Annotated in this window: 10 protein-coding genes; 3 read left to right on the forward strand and 7 right to left on the reverse strand. The window is 38.3% G+C overall.

Annotated elements, in window-relative coordinates; genetic code table 11:
- Window positions 1-18: 18 nt before the first annotated feature.
- The 3 genes from C9J46_RS17450 to C9J46_RS17460 all read right to left on the reverse strand — a co-directional run bounded on the left by C9J46_RS17450 (window position 19) and on the right by C9J46_RS17460 (window position 4,979).
- Window positions 19-1,242 (reverse strand): amino acid permease, encoded by a 1,224-nt coding sequence (locus C9J46_RS17450; RefSeq protein ID WP_107208414.1) that lies wholly within the window; start codon window positions 1,240-1,242, stop codon window positions 19-21.
- 158 nt (window positions 1,243-1,400) lie between these two features.
- A complete protein-coding gene (locus tag C9J46_RS17455; RefSeq protein ID WP_107208415.1) occupies window positions 1,401-3,314 on the reverse strand; it encodes a pyridoxal-dependent decarboxylase in 1,914 nt (637 codons plus the stop codon).
- A gap of 222 nt (window positions 3,315-3,536) precedes the next feature.
- On the reverse strand, window positions 3,537-4,979 hold the full coding sequence (locus tag C9J46_RS17460) for an APC family permease (protein ID WP_107208416.1): 1,443 nt from the start codon (window positions 4,977-4,979) through the stop codon (window positions 3,537-3,539).
- Window positions 4,980-6,129: 1,150 nt separating this feature from the next.
- Here C9J46_RS17460 and C9J46_RS17465 point away from each other — a divergent pair.
- Entirely contained in the window at window positions 6,130-6,822 is a 693-nt protein-coding gene (locus C9J46_RS17465; RefSeq protein WP_107288041.1) for an FCD domain-containing protein, read from the forward strand.
- 157 nt (window positions 6,823-6,979) lie between these two features.
- Window positions 6,980-8,161, forward strand: a complete 1,182-nt coding sequence (locus C9J46_RS17470; protein WP_107291286.1) for an amino acid aminotransferase — start codon at window positions 6,980-6,982, stop codon at window positions 8,159-8,161.
- A 56-nt stretch (window positions 8,162-8,217) separates the two neighbouring features.
- On the opposite strand, the gene C9J46_RS17475 is transcribed toward C9J46_RS17470, so the two are convergent.
- From C9J46_RS17475 to C9J46_RS17490, 4 genes are all read right to left on the reverse strand, one after another.
- Complete coding sequence (locus C9J46_RS17475; protein WP_107208419.1) at window positions 8,218-8,598, reverse strand: PH domain-containing protein; 381 nt, start codon at window positions 8,596-8,598, stop codon at window positions 8,218-8,220.
- A gap of 389 nt (window positions 8,599-8,987) precedes the next feature.
- Window positions 8,988-10,094: a DSD1 family PLP-dependent enzyme gene (locus C9J46_RS17480; protein WP_107261840.1), complete on the reverse strand. Its 1,107-nt coding sequence runs from the start codon at window positions 10,092-10,094 to the stop codon at window positions 8,988-8,990.
- A 316-nt stretch (window positions 10,095-10,410) separates the two neighbouring features.
- On the reverse strand, window positions 10,411-11,235 hold the full coding sequence (locus tag C9J46_RS17485; protein WP_107291287.1) for a phosphate ABC transporter substrate-binding protein: 825 nt from the start codon (window positions 11,233-11,235) through the stop codon (window positions 10,411-10,413).
- A 129-nt stretch (window positions 11,236-11,364) separates the two neighbouring features.
- Window positions 11,365-11,787, reverse strand: a complete 423-nt coding sequence (locus C9J46_RS17490; RefSeq protein WP_107208421.1) for a DUF3859 domain-containing protein — start codon at window positions 11,785-11,787, stop codon at window positions 11,365-11,367.
- A gap of 169 nt (window positions 11,788-11,956) precedes the next feature.
- Between C9J46_RS17490 and C9J46_RS17495 the strand changes: the two genes are divergently transcribed.
- Window positions 11,957-12,781 (forward strand): CPBP family intramembrane glutamic endopeptidase, encoded by an 825-nt coding sequence (locus C9J46_RS17495; RefSeq protein ID WP_107288037.1) that lies wholly within the window; start codon window positions 11,957-11,959, stop codon window positions 12,779-12,781.
- Window positions 12,782-12,817 lie beyond the last annotated feature (36 nt).

Genomic DNA, 12,817 nt, shown 5'->3' on the forward strand with positions numbered 1-12,817 from the left:
TAATCATTTTATTTACGTTTAATTAAAAATAGGTACGGCATTATTCAATGTCAGTATCTGGTTTATTATGACTTGTAGGCCAATTAATCCCACAACAAATAATACGATATTATTTGTTGCGACATTATATTCAATTTGATGTTGTTTACCACGAAGTTTTCTAAGGGCAAGAACAGGAAATAGAATCGCTAATATAGTCAAGAAAATTGCAGCGGCACCTAAAGCAGGAACAAAGCCATTCGGGTACACAAGAGTGAAAACCAAGGGTGGCAAGTAGCATAGTACCGCAGTAATTAATCTATCTTTGGTATTATTACCATGTTTAAAGGTACTTGCCAATGAATCAAATAGTCCCAATGAAACACATAGATAAGAAGTGAACATTGCGATGGATGAGAAAGCACCAATTAGATAAATTATGCTATTTTCTTGAATGAATATCTGCATTTGTTGAAGCATTACCCCAACATTTGAGCCATGCTGTGCAATATATTGAAAACTATGGTTACCAAATCGAGGTAACGAGCCGAGCATGGTTACTTCCCAAACAATGTAAACGACCAGAGGAATTAAACCGCCAGCGATAAATACATTCCGTAATGTTTTAGGATTTTCACGGCCAATATATTTCACCATGCTTGGAACACTGCCATGAAAACCAAAGGCAGTAATGAAAACAGGAATAGCAGCTAAGGCATATTTGGATGAATCGTGGATATTGACTAAAAACCGACCATGAATGAATGGAATAATAGTAATAACAAGCGTAAAAAAGATAACAATGTTAGTACTAAATAAAACGCGGTTAGCCATATCAACAGCTTTGGTGCTAATAAATACAATGGTTGCAATTATTAACGTAAATATAATCGCAATGATATGAGAGGGGACCGAAATATGAAAATAATCGGTTAAATCACTCTTGTAAATAGAGGATGCGCCTGCAATATAGGCACAAGATAAAGCATAAAGTAGCAATAATAATGATAGATTTATTACCCATTTACCAGGTTTACCAAACAGATCATAAGCAATCGCTTCAAAACCTGTACCGGTTGGGTAATTAAGACATACTTCTAATAACATTAATCCGGTATAAGTCATTACCGCCCATAAAACGGTTAATAAGATTATTGCATTATAAATACCTAAGCCTGCAGAAATTAGCGGAAGTGCAAGCATTCCTGCGCCGAGCATTGTGCCAGAAATAAGCAGTGTCGCACCAATAGCTTTTTTATTCATGACGTGTATCCTGAAAAAATACCTAATAAGATTGTTATTAGGACGTAATTAACTAGCCATCAATAACAAAAAGACGGCGATAATTAATCGAGATATTAATATCTTTCATCGTATATAGAAGAACGCCAGTCTTTAAAGACTGGCGTTTATTTTCCTTTTTAAGCAGCAGTATGTGCTAGTTTTTGTTTATTTTCTTCATCAATAATTTCACTTAGAAGACTTGTGAATACATCACGAAGGTTATTCCAGTAATTATTGAAACGAATTTCATCACGTAGGAAGTGAGTCATTACCGCTGAACGAAGAATGTAAACAGAACCTACAGTATTCCATTCGTCTTCACTAAAGCCACGGCTCTCAGCGTATAGACGAGGAGTTTGACCGTATTCTTCTTCTGATAGAGAAGTAGAAGAAGTTAGGAAGTCTTTAGTGTAAGTACGGCCTGTTGCGTAAGAGCATAGTTCGTAAATACGTTGGTTTAGGTGGTTGTGTGCTTCAAGACTATCATTGCCGATTTCTTTGAAAGTAAAGTCGACCATGTGGAAGTCAGGATGCATTAGAGGGCGAACCTCAAAGCGACGACCGTCAATAACAAATGGTTCAGCCGTTGCGAGTTTCTTCGCAAACCAGTCAGCCGTCACGATACCACGGCCAATCACATGACCGTAACCACTTACAGTTAGTGGTACTAGGCGATGAGCAGCCCATACTGCAGCGGCAGTTGCACCTGCTTTTGAACCTTCCATGATTGATGAACCTAGAACAACTTGCTTATCCGCTTCGTTCTCGTCACCCGCTTCTTCGAATACGTAAGCGGCATGGTATGAAATCAAGTCAACAATACGCTTGTCTTTCATTGCCACTGCGCCAGCTGCGTACTGGATGAAGCCCACTTTATGTGGATCAACAGTGATAGAGTCAGCTTCTGACATGGCGTGGAATGCATCATACACTTCACGTTTTGGCCAGATAACACCTTCAGGAATGATGTCATCGCTACGATAACGTTCGATTAAAGCGTCGTATTCCATGAATTCGTTGTTGTCATCAAGGAACATAGAACGTACATAGCCACCGTAAGCAGCATCAACGTGAATGTAGAAAGATGAACCGTATTTCTCTTCACACTCTTTACGAAGTTTTATCACTTCATGAACCGCATCGATAGAACCTTCCTCGGTAGTACCCACAACAGATACCATACCTAAGATAGGTGTACCTTCTTCCATTAATTTAAAGGTTACTTCGCGCATTTTTTCAACGTCTGTACGGTAGTTACCATCAACGTCTAGTGGTACAATGTGCTCTTGACCTAGGCCAAGTACGTCCATTGCTTTCATCCATGAATAGTGCTTAGAACGTGGAACAAGGAATTTACCAAGTTTACCGGCATCAACACCGACACCACGTGCTGTTAATGCACGAACTTCTTCAAAGATACCGCGTTTTTTCAACTCATCAGTAAGATCTAAAATATCTTTAGATTTCATGTTTAAAAGTTGATGCTCAGTCATGCCTTCAACAAGGTCTTTTGACTTGTCGCATGCAGCGATTGCTAGAGGCATTGTTTTAAGGTTACGAGCAACCCAAACACCTTCGTAGTTAGCAACAGTACCGCCAGAAGTAATGTGCGCCCATGATTTATTTACATCGTAACCAAACATGCGGCATAGGTCATGACCTGCTTCTAACTCAAGCTCTGTGGTCACAGGAGAGGCTTCATGTGCACAGTTGTTTGGGTTGTAAAGCATGGTCATCACGTATGCAAGGTTTGATACCATTAGTGTATCTGCGTTCATGTGGCCTAAATAGCGAGGAGAGAACCAAGGCACTGATTTAGTTTTAAGGCGTGCAGATAATCCCTGTAAGATACCTTCTGTGCGATAAAGTGTATCGCGGAAATCTGGTTGGTGTTGCATTACAGGGTTTAGCATAGGTGCATCTTCTGGGTGGAAGTCTGAGCGCCAATGCATGTGTTCGCTAATTGCGTAATCCATCATTTCTTTGAAGAATACTTGGTTTTCTGATTTAGGACCTAGGAAAAGTGCGTCCACATTCATTTTTTCGCTCATAATAAAACCTATTTTATCTTTATATAGAAATACTATTTCTGTTTATATTTATCTGTTCGGTGAAAAATATGTCAGAAAGAAAATTAAATTAGTTTTAACAAATAATGGTTTAAAACTGGGCTGTAAATAAAGTGCAACCATCAGGAGAAGCAGAAGTAGAATAGGGAACAACTACTTCTCCTGTTTATTTGTTTTGTCTTTTTATTTGATGATAAATAAGACTTAGTTTGTGTGAGTTACTGGTGCTGCATTATCCGCTTTAGCTCGGTTTGAATATTTACCCCAAGCGTAAACAATAATTGGAATAATAATCATGATAACTAAACCAAAGAATTGGAAGTTAAAGTAACTGTTTGCAGTACCGTCGTAACTTGATGGTGCTTGGAAGCCGAAGTAACCTGCAAGTAAACATGTAGCAATACCTAAACCTGAACAGATCCACATACCAATGTTACCGCCAGGAACTGTAAAGCTACGTTGTGCGTCTGGACGCTTATAGCGTAGGTAAATCGCAGCAGAGAACATCAGTAAGTAAGCAACGATATATACAAGAGATGTTAGACCTAGAAGCATAAAGTAGAAAGAATCTACGTTAGGCATCACACAAATAAGCACACCCACGATTGAGATTAGGATAGCTTGTAAGTAAATAAGGTTAACAGGTACACCTTCTTTATTTGTCTTTTGAAGTACTTTAGGTAGTGCACCAGCGTTTGCTGTTGCTTGAAGACCACGAACGGGGCCTAAAACCCAAGAGTTAACTTGACCTGCAAGACCGATAGCCATACATATAGCCATGATAGGTGTTAACCAGCCTAGACCCCACATATCAAAGTAAGTTTGGAATGCTTGAATAAGACCTGCTGTCATTGAAATGTGCTTAGTTGGAATACCGATGAAGATTGCAAAAGAACCTACAACAGAAACGATAACCACAAATAATGCAACTAAGAACACTGCGATAGGGTAGTTACGTTCAGCGTTTTTAACGTGAGAAACGTTAGATGCTGATACTTCCATACCCATAACAACGAATACGAAGCCAATGAATAGTGCCCAAGTCCCCTTATTTGATAAATCAGGAATAAGGTTTGCAGTTGTTAATGAAAGGTCAGTAACAATTGGGTGACCACCAACAAGGTAAGCGATAGCACAAGCTACAAGTACAAAGAAAGGTAAGAATACACCTAAAATTACACACAGAGTGGATACCCAACCCAGTGTTTTAACACCTCGCATATTACCCAATGTACATGCCCAGTAAACCACTAATATAACAGCAAGAATGTACATTTTATTTTGTGCTAACGCTGGGTCAAAAGCATAGGCAAAAATTGCACCGACAATCATCAATATGGATGTCATGCCAAAAACCATTTGAATCCATTGCATCCAGACTGCAATAAATCCCATACGTTCACCAAATGCTTCGCGAACCCAGATGAAGATACCACCATCTTCTGGGAATGCTGTTGCAAGTTCAGCGGAGACAAGTGCTGTTGGAATCATAAAGCAGATTGCAGCAGCTAATGTTAAAAAGATCGTCATCATTCCTGGCTGCGCTGTCATAGGGAGTGTACGAACACTCATAACAACCGCAGCGGTAATCATGACGAAACTGAAAACGCCAATTTTAGCGGGAGAAGCGTTGGTGGAGCTAGCCATTGTAGACCTCAAAATCTATCAGTTAAGCAGTAATGAGATAAAAACATCTAATGCTATAAAGCATGGTAAATATCGATATTTTTAATTACCACGTCCAAAAATCGATTTTTATGGTAGTGACTAACGGTAATTTTGTGAAGCGAAATTAATTCCAAATTCCGATTGTTTAATTTGCATTTTTAAGCAATTTACGAATTAGGAATAATTGTATAATGAATGAATACAATATGCGCATGTATGCCTAGTGGTTATATTTGGTCATTAATGGCGAGATGATTAACAATCCATGTTAAAAAGCTGGCGAATAGACCGGTTATTGTCGCCAGAAATAACATTACAACAGGGGAAAAAATGTAAAATGAAATATAGTATTGGTGTGATGTGCTAATAATGTTTAAAATATAAGGTGTTGTAATAGAAAGAAAAGTTATCGAAATCCATGTAAAGAATAACAACCATGCAGAATATGATTGGACAGTGATGAGCGTTTTGTTATGAAAATATTCATAGTGCTTAATAATAATATGTAAACTAAACAGAGGCAGAAGTGACCAAAAAATAAGCGCAAAGCTAAAGACACTATGCTGTGGGTGCCAATTAAACATAAGTACATTAATAATAAAGATGCTAATAATTGAATATGCTCGGTAAGTCATCGTTTTAAAAGAGAAATTAGGTATTAATGGGCAAGATTATATTGTGGTGTTCAAATTAATACCGCTATACCGCGCATAAAATGAAGAAGAGCCGTCATTTCTAAACATTATGGTAATAAACTGGCCATTTAGCGCATTTATATGTATTTTTAACCTTCTTGTATGCTATTGCAGAATTTATTTGTGTGAATATTGATTTGTTAACTTGTTAATTTATATTGTGAAAAATACAGACTCTATTGTGAGTTTCTATCTTTAGAACAAAAAAAGTAAACGTCAGGAATAATTACTTCTCTTATTTAATGGTAAAGTGTTCTAGCATTATTTTGTGAATAGAATAAAGTTTGAATTATTATTCATTATTACTGTATTAAGTTTTCATTGAAAACAGGGGGGATCCCATGTTTCGTAATGTGGATATGTTTAATATTCGGTAAGATGTAAGTGATAGGATTATTCCGAATTTGTATTGTGTTATTTATGATTAAGATTAGATGGTTGGTATGACTAAAGATAATTTTGCAACCATAAGCGATAGAGTAATGTGCCAGATTAGGCATGATATCTTATGTGGTGAGTTTGAGGCTGGCCAGAAGCTGATATTGAGTGAATTAAAAGAACGCTATCAAGTTGGCGGTACTCCTTTAAGAGAAGCGATGGTGCAATTAACTTGGCAGAAGTACGTCAAGATGGAGCCTCAGAAAGGATTTTGGGTTGCCGATGTTTCACTCGATGAATTACGTGGAATTTTAAAGGCACGTTTGGCCCTAGGTCATGTTGCGTTAAAAGATGCGATTAAAAAGGGGGATGAAGCATGGGAACTACAGGTTTTAACGGCCTTTCACAAGCTTAATCGGTTAGATCCTGAATCAGCATTGTTTGATTATGATGAATGGGAATTGCGCCACAAAGAGTTTCATCTATCGCTTGTTGCGTGTGAAGGCTCTGAGTTTATACTCGATATGATCTCAAATGTTTATGATCAGCAAGAACGTTATCGACATTTCTTATTAAGCGCGAACCTATCACCAGAGAAGCAATATCATGACAATGGTGAGCATGAAGCGCTGATGAAAGCGGTGTTATCGCGTAATGTTGAACTCTCTTGTCAGTTATTAAAAGAGCATGGTGAACGTTTGTACCAGATACTTGAAAAAGCCCCTTCACTGAAGGCGTTACTTAACTAGCCAAATGTTAAAGTAAGACATGCAACACACGATAATTGATTAAGTTATGATGCTTAACTTAATCAATTAATTAATGTTTGATTTCATTATTTCTAATGACGTTAATTAAATGAAGTGATAACTTAATTTCATTGTTATATTAAATGGAATTAATTAGATGTTTAAATCGCTCTCTCCAGCCCAATTAGATCCTATTCTTTCCCTATCGATTGCATATCGAGAAGATCCGCGTGACAACAAAATAGATTTAGGCATCGGCGTTTACCGCAATAGCCTTGGTGAAACACCGATCATGCAAGCCATTCAACTTGCTGAGAAACGCTTAATTAAAACTCAAACAACAAAATCATACGTGGGTTTAGCGGGTAGTGAAGTATTTAATCAGTCGATGATGGATCTTTTACTCTCAGGAACATCGGCACATTCTCGTGCAGCAGCAGTACAAACACCAGGAGCGAGTGGTGCGTTACGTATGCTTGCTGATCTTATTCAAGTTGCGCAACCTGATACAACTGTTTGGTTAACCAATCCGAGTTATGTTAACCATAAACCTGTAATGGAAGCAGCAGGTTTAAAGGTGAAGTTCTATCCGTATTTCGATCCTGAAACCAAGCAAGTAAATAGCGAGGCGATGCTCAACGAACTGGCTAAAGCAGGCCCTAAAGATGTGGTGTTATTACATGGTTGTTGCCATAACCCGACAGGTGCTGATATTAGTTTTGCCGATTGGCAAGCGATTACGGCATTGGCAAACAAAAATGGTTTTATGCCGTTTGTCGATATGGCATATCTTGGTTTTGGCGATGGCTTAGAACAAGATGGTGCTGGCCTTAAGTATATGGCTGACAATACAGAAGAGATGGTTGTCGCGACTTCTTGTTCAAAGAATTTTGGTTTGTACCGTGAACGAACGGGTGCTGCGATTATTATTAGTAATAGTCAGCAAGAAGCACAAAAAGCGAAAGGACGTATTCTTACTTTAGCGCGTTCAAGTTATACCATGCCACCAGATCATGGTGCGGCTTTAGTTGCTGATATTTTAAATGATCAGAAACTGACAAATATCTGGAAAGATGAATTAGATACCATGCATAGCCGTATCTTGACGCTACGCCAAGGGCTAACACAAGCGATACGTCAACGTGGTAGTGAGCAGTTTGATTTTATTGAACAGCATAAAGGTATGTTCTCTGTAACAGGTTTAACGCCTGAGCAGATTTTAACGCTACGTGAGCAATATGGTATTTATGCGGTAGGAGATGGTCGAATAAATATTGCCGGCTTACAAGAAAAGCATATCGACCACTTGGCAGATGCTCTAGTTAGTGTGTCACGATAATTAATAATAAAGCCTGCATCTATTTTGATTAGTGCAGGCTTTTTACTTATGTTCTGTTATTTACCGGCAACTTTTGCCGCGAGTAATCCTTGCATTGCGTAGACATTAGTTTTGCCATTAAACTCAAGAGTCAGTGGTTCATGTTGACCAGAAATCCATAATTTTAATTCTGCATCTAAATCGAAGTGGCCTTTTGTTTCTACGGCATACATGGTGATCGATTTGTAAGCAATAGAACGGTACTCTACTTTTTTACCTGTAATACCTTGTTTATCAATAAGGATCAGGCGGTAGTCCGTTAAAATGATCATATCGCGAACAAGTTTGTATGCGAGTTCAATATTTTCGTTTGGACCAAGGATGGTTGATAGCTCCTCAGTCGCATCAGCGATACTCATTTCACCAGCGTTGCCTAACAGTGCATTAAAAAGACCCATGTGTTCTTCCTTTTATCCTTGATAACTAAATGATTAATTTATCGATATACTGTTTTCGATTTTAATCGAATTGTGTTTTTTACACTAGCAGAAACATGACAAGGTTTGGGTGAGCTTTTCGTTAAAAGTCTGGAAAAGTACTGGATATAAAGGGAAACCCTAATGGATATGAAAATGTTCCCTATAAATATTGGTGGAGCTGTGAGTATCCTATTTCAATTGGTAACTTCGATACTGACTTCATAGATAGAGGGGGAGCGTAAATACGTTTTCAGATAAGTAAAGGTACAGTAAAAGACATTTACGTTAACAGCATACTTTAGCGCTACCTTTCTGCTCACAACGCAGCGTGAGTGAAACGCTGCGTTTTATGATGTTTAAATAGAGGTTTAATCAGAACGACCACGGCCAATAATTGGGAATTGATCTATGACTTCACTTCCTCTTACGGCATACAAGGTGTTGAAATTGTTTAACGTTGTATCGCAATGGCTTGGAAGCAATATGAGTTGTTGGCCTATTTGTAGTGGTGCATGGTTATTAATGAGGTGAATAATACCATGTTCATCTCCTCCCGATTTGTAACTAAGCATGTCGTCACTTTCTACTTTAGGCATGCCAAGATCAATAGAAAGACATTTCATACCTGCATCAATGATCGCTCGCTGTGGAGTAGGGTGGCTAATAACAGTACTTAATACTTTTAGAGTGACATCAAATTGGTTATTTTGATACTGATCATTTTCATCACCAATATCTTGATAAGTGGTATCCATAAACAAGTAAGAGCCTGCTTGAATTTCACTAAACCCTAGCCCTTGATAGGCTTCATATGTGCCCGTTCCACCACCACTCACAATCTCCGGTGCCAGCCCTTTAGGTGTTAATACGTTATTAATGTAATTAAAGAGATCTTCAACGACTGTTCTTGCTTGAGTATTTCGCTCTTGATAACCTTTTATGTGCTGCAAGTGACCACTGTATGCCTGCAACCCAACATAACTTACACCATCAGAACAGTTAATTGTTTCTATTAATGAAATTAAGTCATCACCTATCTCCACGCCACAACGTTGTTGACCACTTTCTACTTCAATCATTAATTCAATACAAATTCCCGCATCTGTTGCTGCTTCTGAGATATCGATGATATGTTGCTTATGATCAATTACCTGAATAAAGCGATAGTCGGGATATTGCTGATAAAGTTTGACTAAACGTTGAATCTTATTTTTTCCGGCTATAGGGGTTGTTATTAGAATATCGTTAATCCCCCCTGCAGCCATAACTTCGGCTTCGCCAAGTTTCGCAGTACATATTCCTTGTGCTCCTGCATCAATCTGCATTTTCGCTATAGTGGGGCTTTTATGTGCTTTAGTGTGCGGTCTGAGATTTAACTGTAGAGCATCAATACGTTGTTGCATCTCGTGTATATTGTTTTTCATTTTGTCGAAATCAACGATCAAAGCTGGTGTGGGGAGTTGAGCGATATTCATTGTTAACTTTTCTCTCTTTTTATTTTTTAAGGGAAGCTGTCTTATTTTCGCCCTATTTGTTCTTGATAGCGATAATGAATTTACGAGTATATTTTTTATAGAAGTAAGAATCCTTATGAATATAGCTACGAACACTTGTGTTCACTGGTTTCGCAAACTTTTTGATGAACTGTTGGGTGTCTGTGGATCAGGATAAGAATAGGAGAAAATGAGGCAGGAAATACAGCTGTAAAGGGCATTTCAACCCAAAGTACTGACGTACTCTGGGAGGAAAGTTCATTCATTACCACAGAAGGAATGTGGGTTTTTAAATATATTAAGACATTGCAATATAGCCTTTATCTTTAATGATTTTTTGTCCTTCTGGCGACATGATCCAAGCTAGGAACTCTTTAGCTGCAGGTTTTAGTTTACCCGGTTGGTTTAGCACCAAGAAGGGACGTGAAAGTGGGTATGTCTTGTTCAGTACATCTGCAACAGAGGCTTTGTGACCGTCTACCTCAACTGCTTTTAACGAGTTATCAATAGAACCTAATGACACAAAACCTATCGCATCTTTATTATTCGCAACGACTGTTTTTTCAATACCATTACCACTCGCAACTTGTGCGCGTTGGCTGATAGTCGATACTTTAACGCCGTTAATTTTTGTGGTTAGTTCCATTAACTCTTCAAACGCACCTCGAGTACCAGAGCCATTTTCACGTGTTGTTACAACTACAGGGTCACTATTACCACCGACTTGAGACCATTGGGTAACATCACCTTTAAATAATTGCTCGATTTGCGATTTTGTTAGGTTGTTAACCGGGTTTTTTGGGTTAACAACAACAGCAATACCGTCACGAGCAATTTCCGTTTCAACCAATCCTGCTTTTTTCTCTTCTGCTGATAGGTTACGTGAAGCCATACCTAGATCATTTACACCTTCGATTGAAGACTTAATGCCTGCAGTTGAACCCGTACCGTTGATGTCAATAAATACGTCAGAGTGGCTCTTATGGTAGGTTTCACCTAACACTTCCATTACCTCTGTAACAGAAGTTGAACCTGATACGGCGATGTGTTCTGCAGCCATAGCCGATGTAGATACTGCCGCAGAACTTAAAATTAATGAAAGTGCAAGAAGTGACTTAGTCATGTGTATCCTTTAGGGGCTTAGTTATTTGCTGACTAAGTTAAAGCGACTATGTGACAACTTTGTTTCAAAAAATATTATTAGGAAGTAAGGTTAGATTCCAATAATGAAATAGTTTTGTTTCAAAAATGGTTAAAGCCCACGACGCTTCCAAAATTGCCCTTCATCATTATTGAAAACATTGAAGGTTTTTTCCGCAATTATGTTGTTATTCATTTCTAATGTCATACGCCACGGGCCAACTTTATTGCTGATGGGAGCCCAAATTGTATCGCCAAGGTAAAAATCCCAATCATTATTACCAACATAAACATACCCATCGAATGGTTCTAAGACTTCACCGTCGTCATTAGTGATGTTGGGGTGGTAAATGCAGTAATGAACCTTTTCGCCTTTGGCTTTTTTTATATTAACGGTAAAGCCAAATTCAATATCAATTTCAGCTGGAATGTCTAAGGTAAACTCTTTGATCTTCGGTAGCTTTTTTGAGTCTGCATCCCAAGTGGTGAAAATGCCGTATGAGTGTAGGTGTATAATAGGTTTATTTTTTGCCATTGATTGTGGATCTCGTTTGATGAACGGTACGGATGAGATAACCGAATAATAAATCAAAAAACATTAATTTTCTTTTCAAATTAAGATGTTAGCAAATATTTCTTCAGGGTATGATATGTTTTCTGATAATTTAGATGTTAATAACTCTTATTATGAATGGAAATAGTAAATGGAACCAACAGTTTGGATATGGGGTTTACTAGCATGCGCTGTCGTTAGTGGGTTTTATCGTAAAACACTATTGACTGCTGTATTAGTTACTTTAGCTTTACTTGCTGCGGTATTTCAAGAGCGGTTATCAATCATTGCTATCGCTGGTGTTGCGATTGGTTTTTGTGTGGCGTATTTCACCGCGAAGCAAGAAGGGAAGTGGCGTTATGCTGGGTTAAGCTTCATGTTGATTTGGTCTTTAGCGCTTTTTGCTCACGCGATCCCCGGTTTTGATAATCTACAAGTACTAGATAAGGTGTACGCTAGCCTTGATAGCACACCGTTTACTATGTATTTAAATTTGGATAAACCGTTGGTTTTCTTTGGTTTGTTATTGGCTTATCCAGCATTGTTAGGGAGTAACAAAACTTGCAATTTTAAAGTACTCGCTTTAGTTGTGATGGGATGCTTGTCGTTATTACCTATTGCTGCGGGGTTAGGAGCGTTAAAGTTTTCTTTTTCGACACCACATTGGTTGTGGTTATTTGTATTAAACAACTTGTTGTTTACTTGTGTAGCAGAAGAAGCACTTTTTCGCGGTTTTATCCAACAAGGTTTATCGAAGCGTTTCGGTTGGGTAATCGGGCTTGTTGTTGCTAGCTTACTGTTTGGATTTGCACATATAGCTGGTGGCATGTTGCTAGTTGTGTTCGCAGGTCTTGCCGGTTTATGTTACGGCTTGGCTTTCTATCTGACAGGGCGTTTATGGGTAGCTGTATTAGTACACTTTATGTTTAATTTGACGCATTTGATTTTCTTTACTTATCCGATGTTAGCAAAATAAGTAATAAAGCGGTCAGATCAAGGTGACCGCTTTATG

The sequence above is a fragment of the Photobacterium sp. GB-36 genome (assembly GCF_003026135.1).
Classification (GTDB): Bacteria; Pseudomonadota; Gammaproteobacteria; order Enterobacterales; family Vibrionaceae; genus Photobacterium.

Bases quoted from the DNA above. Each gene is read 5' to 3' on its own strand.
- C9J46_RS17490 (WP_107208421.1), bottom strand. From the start codon at position 11,787: ATGGCAAAAAATAAACCTATTATACACCTACACTCATACGGCATTTTC.
- C9J46_RS17455 (WP_107208415.1), bottom strand. From the start codon at position 3,314: ATGAGCGAAAAAATGAATGTGGACGCACTTTTCCTAGGTCCTAAATCA.
- C9J46_RS17480 (WP_107261840.1), bottom strand. From the start codon at position 10,094: ATGAATATCGCTCAACTCCCCACACCAGCTTTGATCGTTGATTTCGAC.
- C9J46_RS17475 (WP_107208419.1), bottom strand. From the start codon at position 8,598: ATGGGTCTTTTTAATGCACTGTTAGGCAACGCTGGTGAAATGAGTATC.
- C9J46_RS17485 (WP_107291287.1), bottom strand. From the start codon at position 11,235: ATGACTAAGTCACTTCTTGCACTTTCATTAATTTTAAGTTCTGCGGCA.
- C9J46_RS17450 (WP_107208414.1), bottom strand. From the start codon at position 1,242: ATGAATAAAAAAGCTATTGGTGCGACACTGCTTATTTCTGGCACAATG.
- C9J46_RS17465 (WP_107288041.1), top strand. From the start codon at position 6,130: ATGGTTGGTATGACTAAAGATAATTTTGCAACCATAAGCGATAGAGTA.
- C9J46_RS17460 (WP_107208416.1), bottom strand. From the start codon at position 4,979: ATGGCTAGCTCCACCAACGCTTCTCCCGCTAAAATTGGCGTTTTCAGT.
- C9J46_RS17470 (WP_107291286.1), top strand. From the start codon at position 6,980: ATGTTTAAATCGCTCTCTCCAGCCCAATTAGATCCTATTCTTTCCCTA.
- C9J46_RS17495 (WP_107288037.1), top strand. From the start codon at position 11,957: ATGGAACCAACAGTTTGGATATGGGGTTTACTAGCATGCGCTGTCGTT.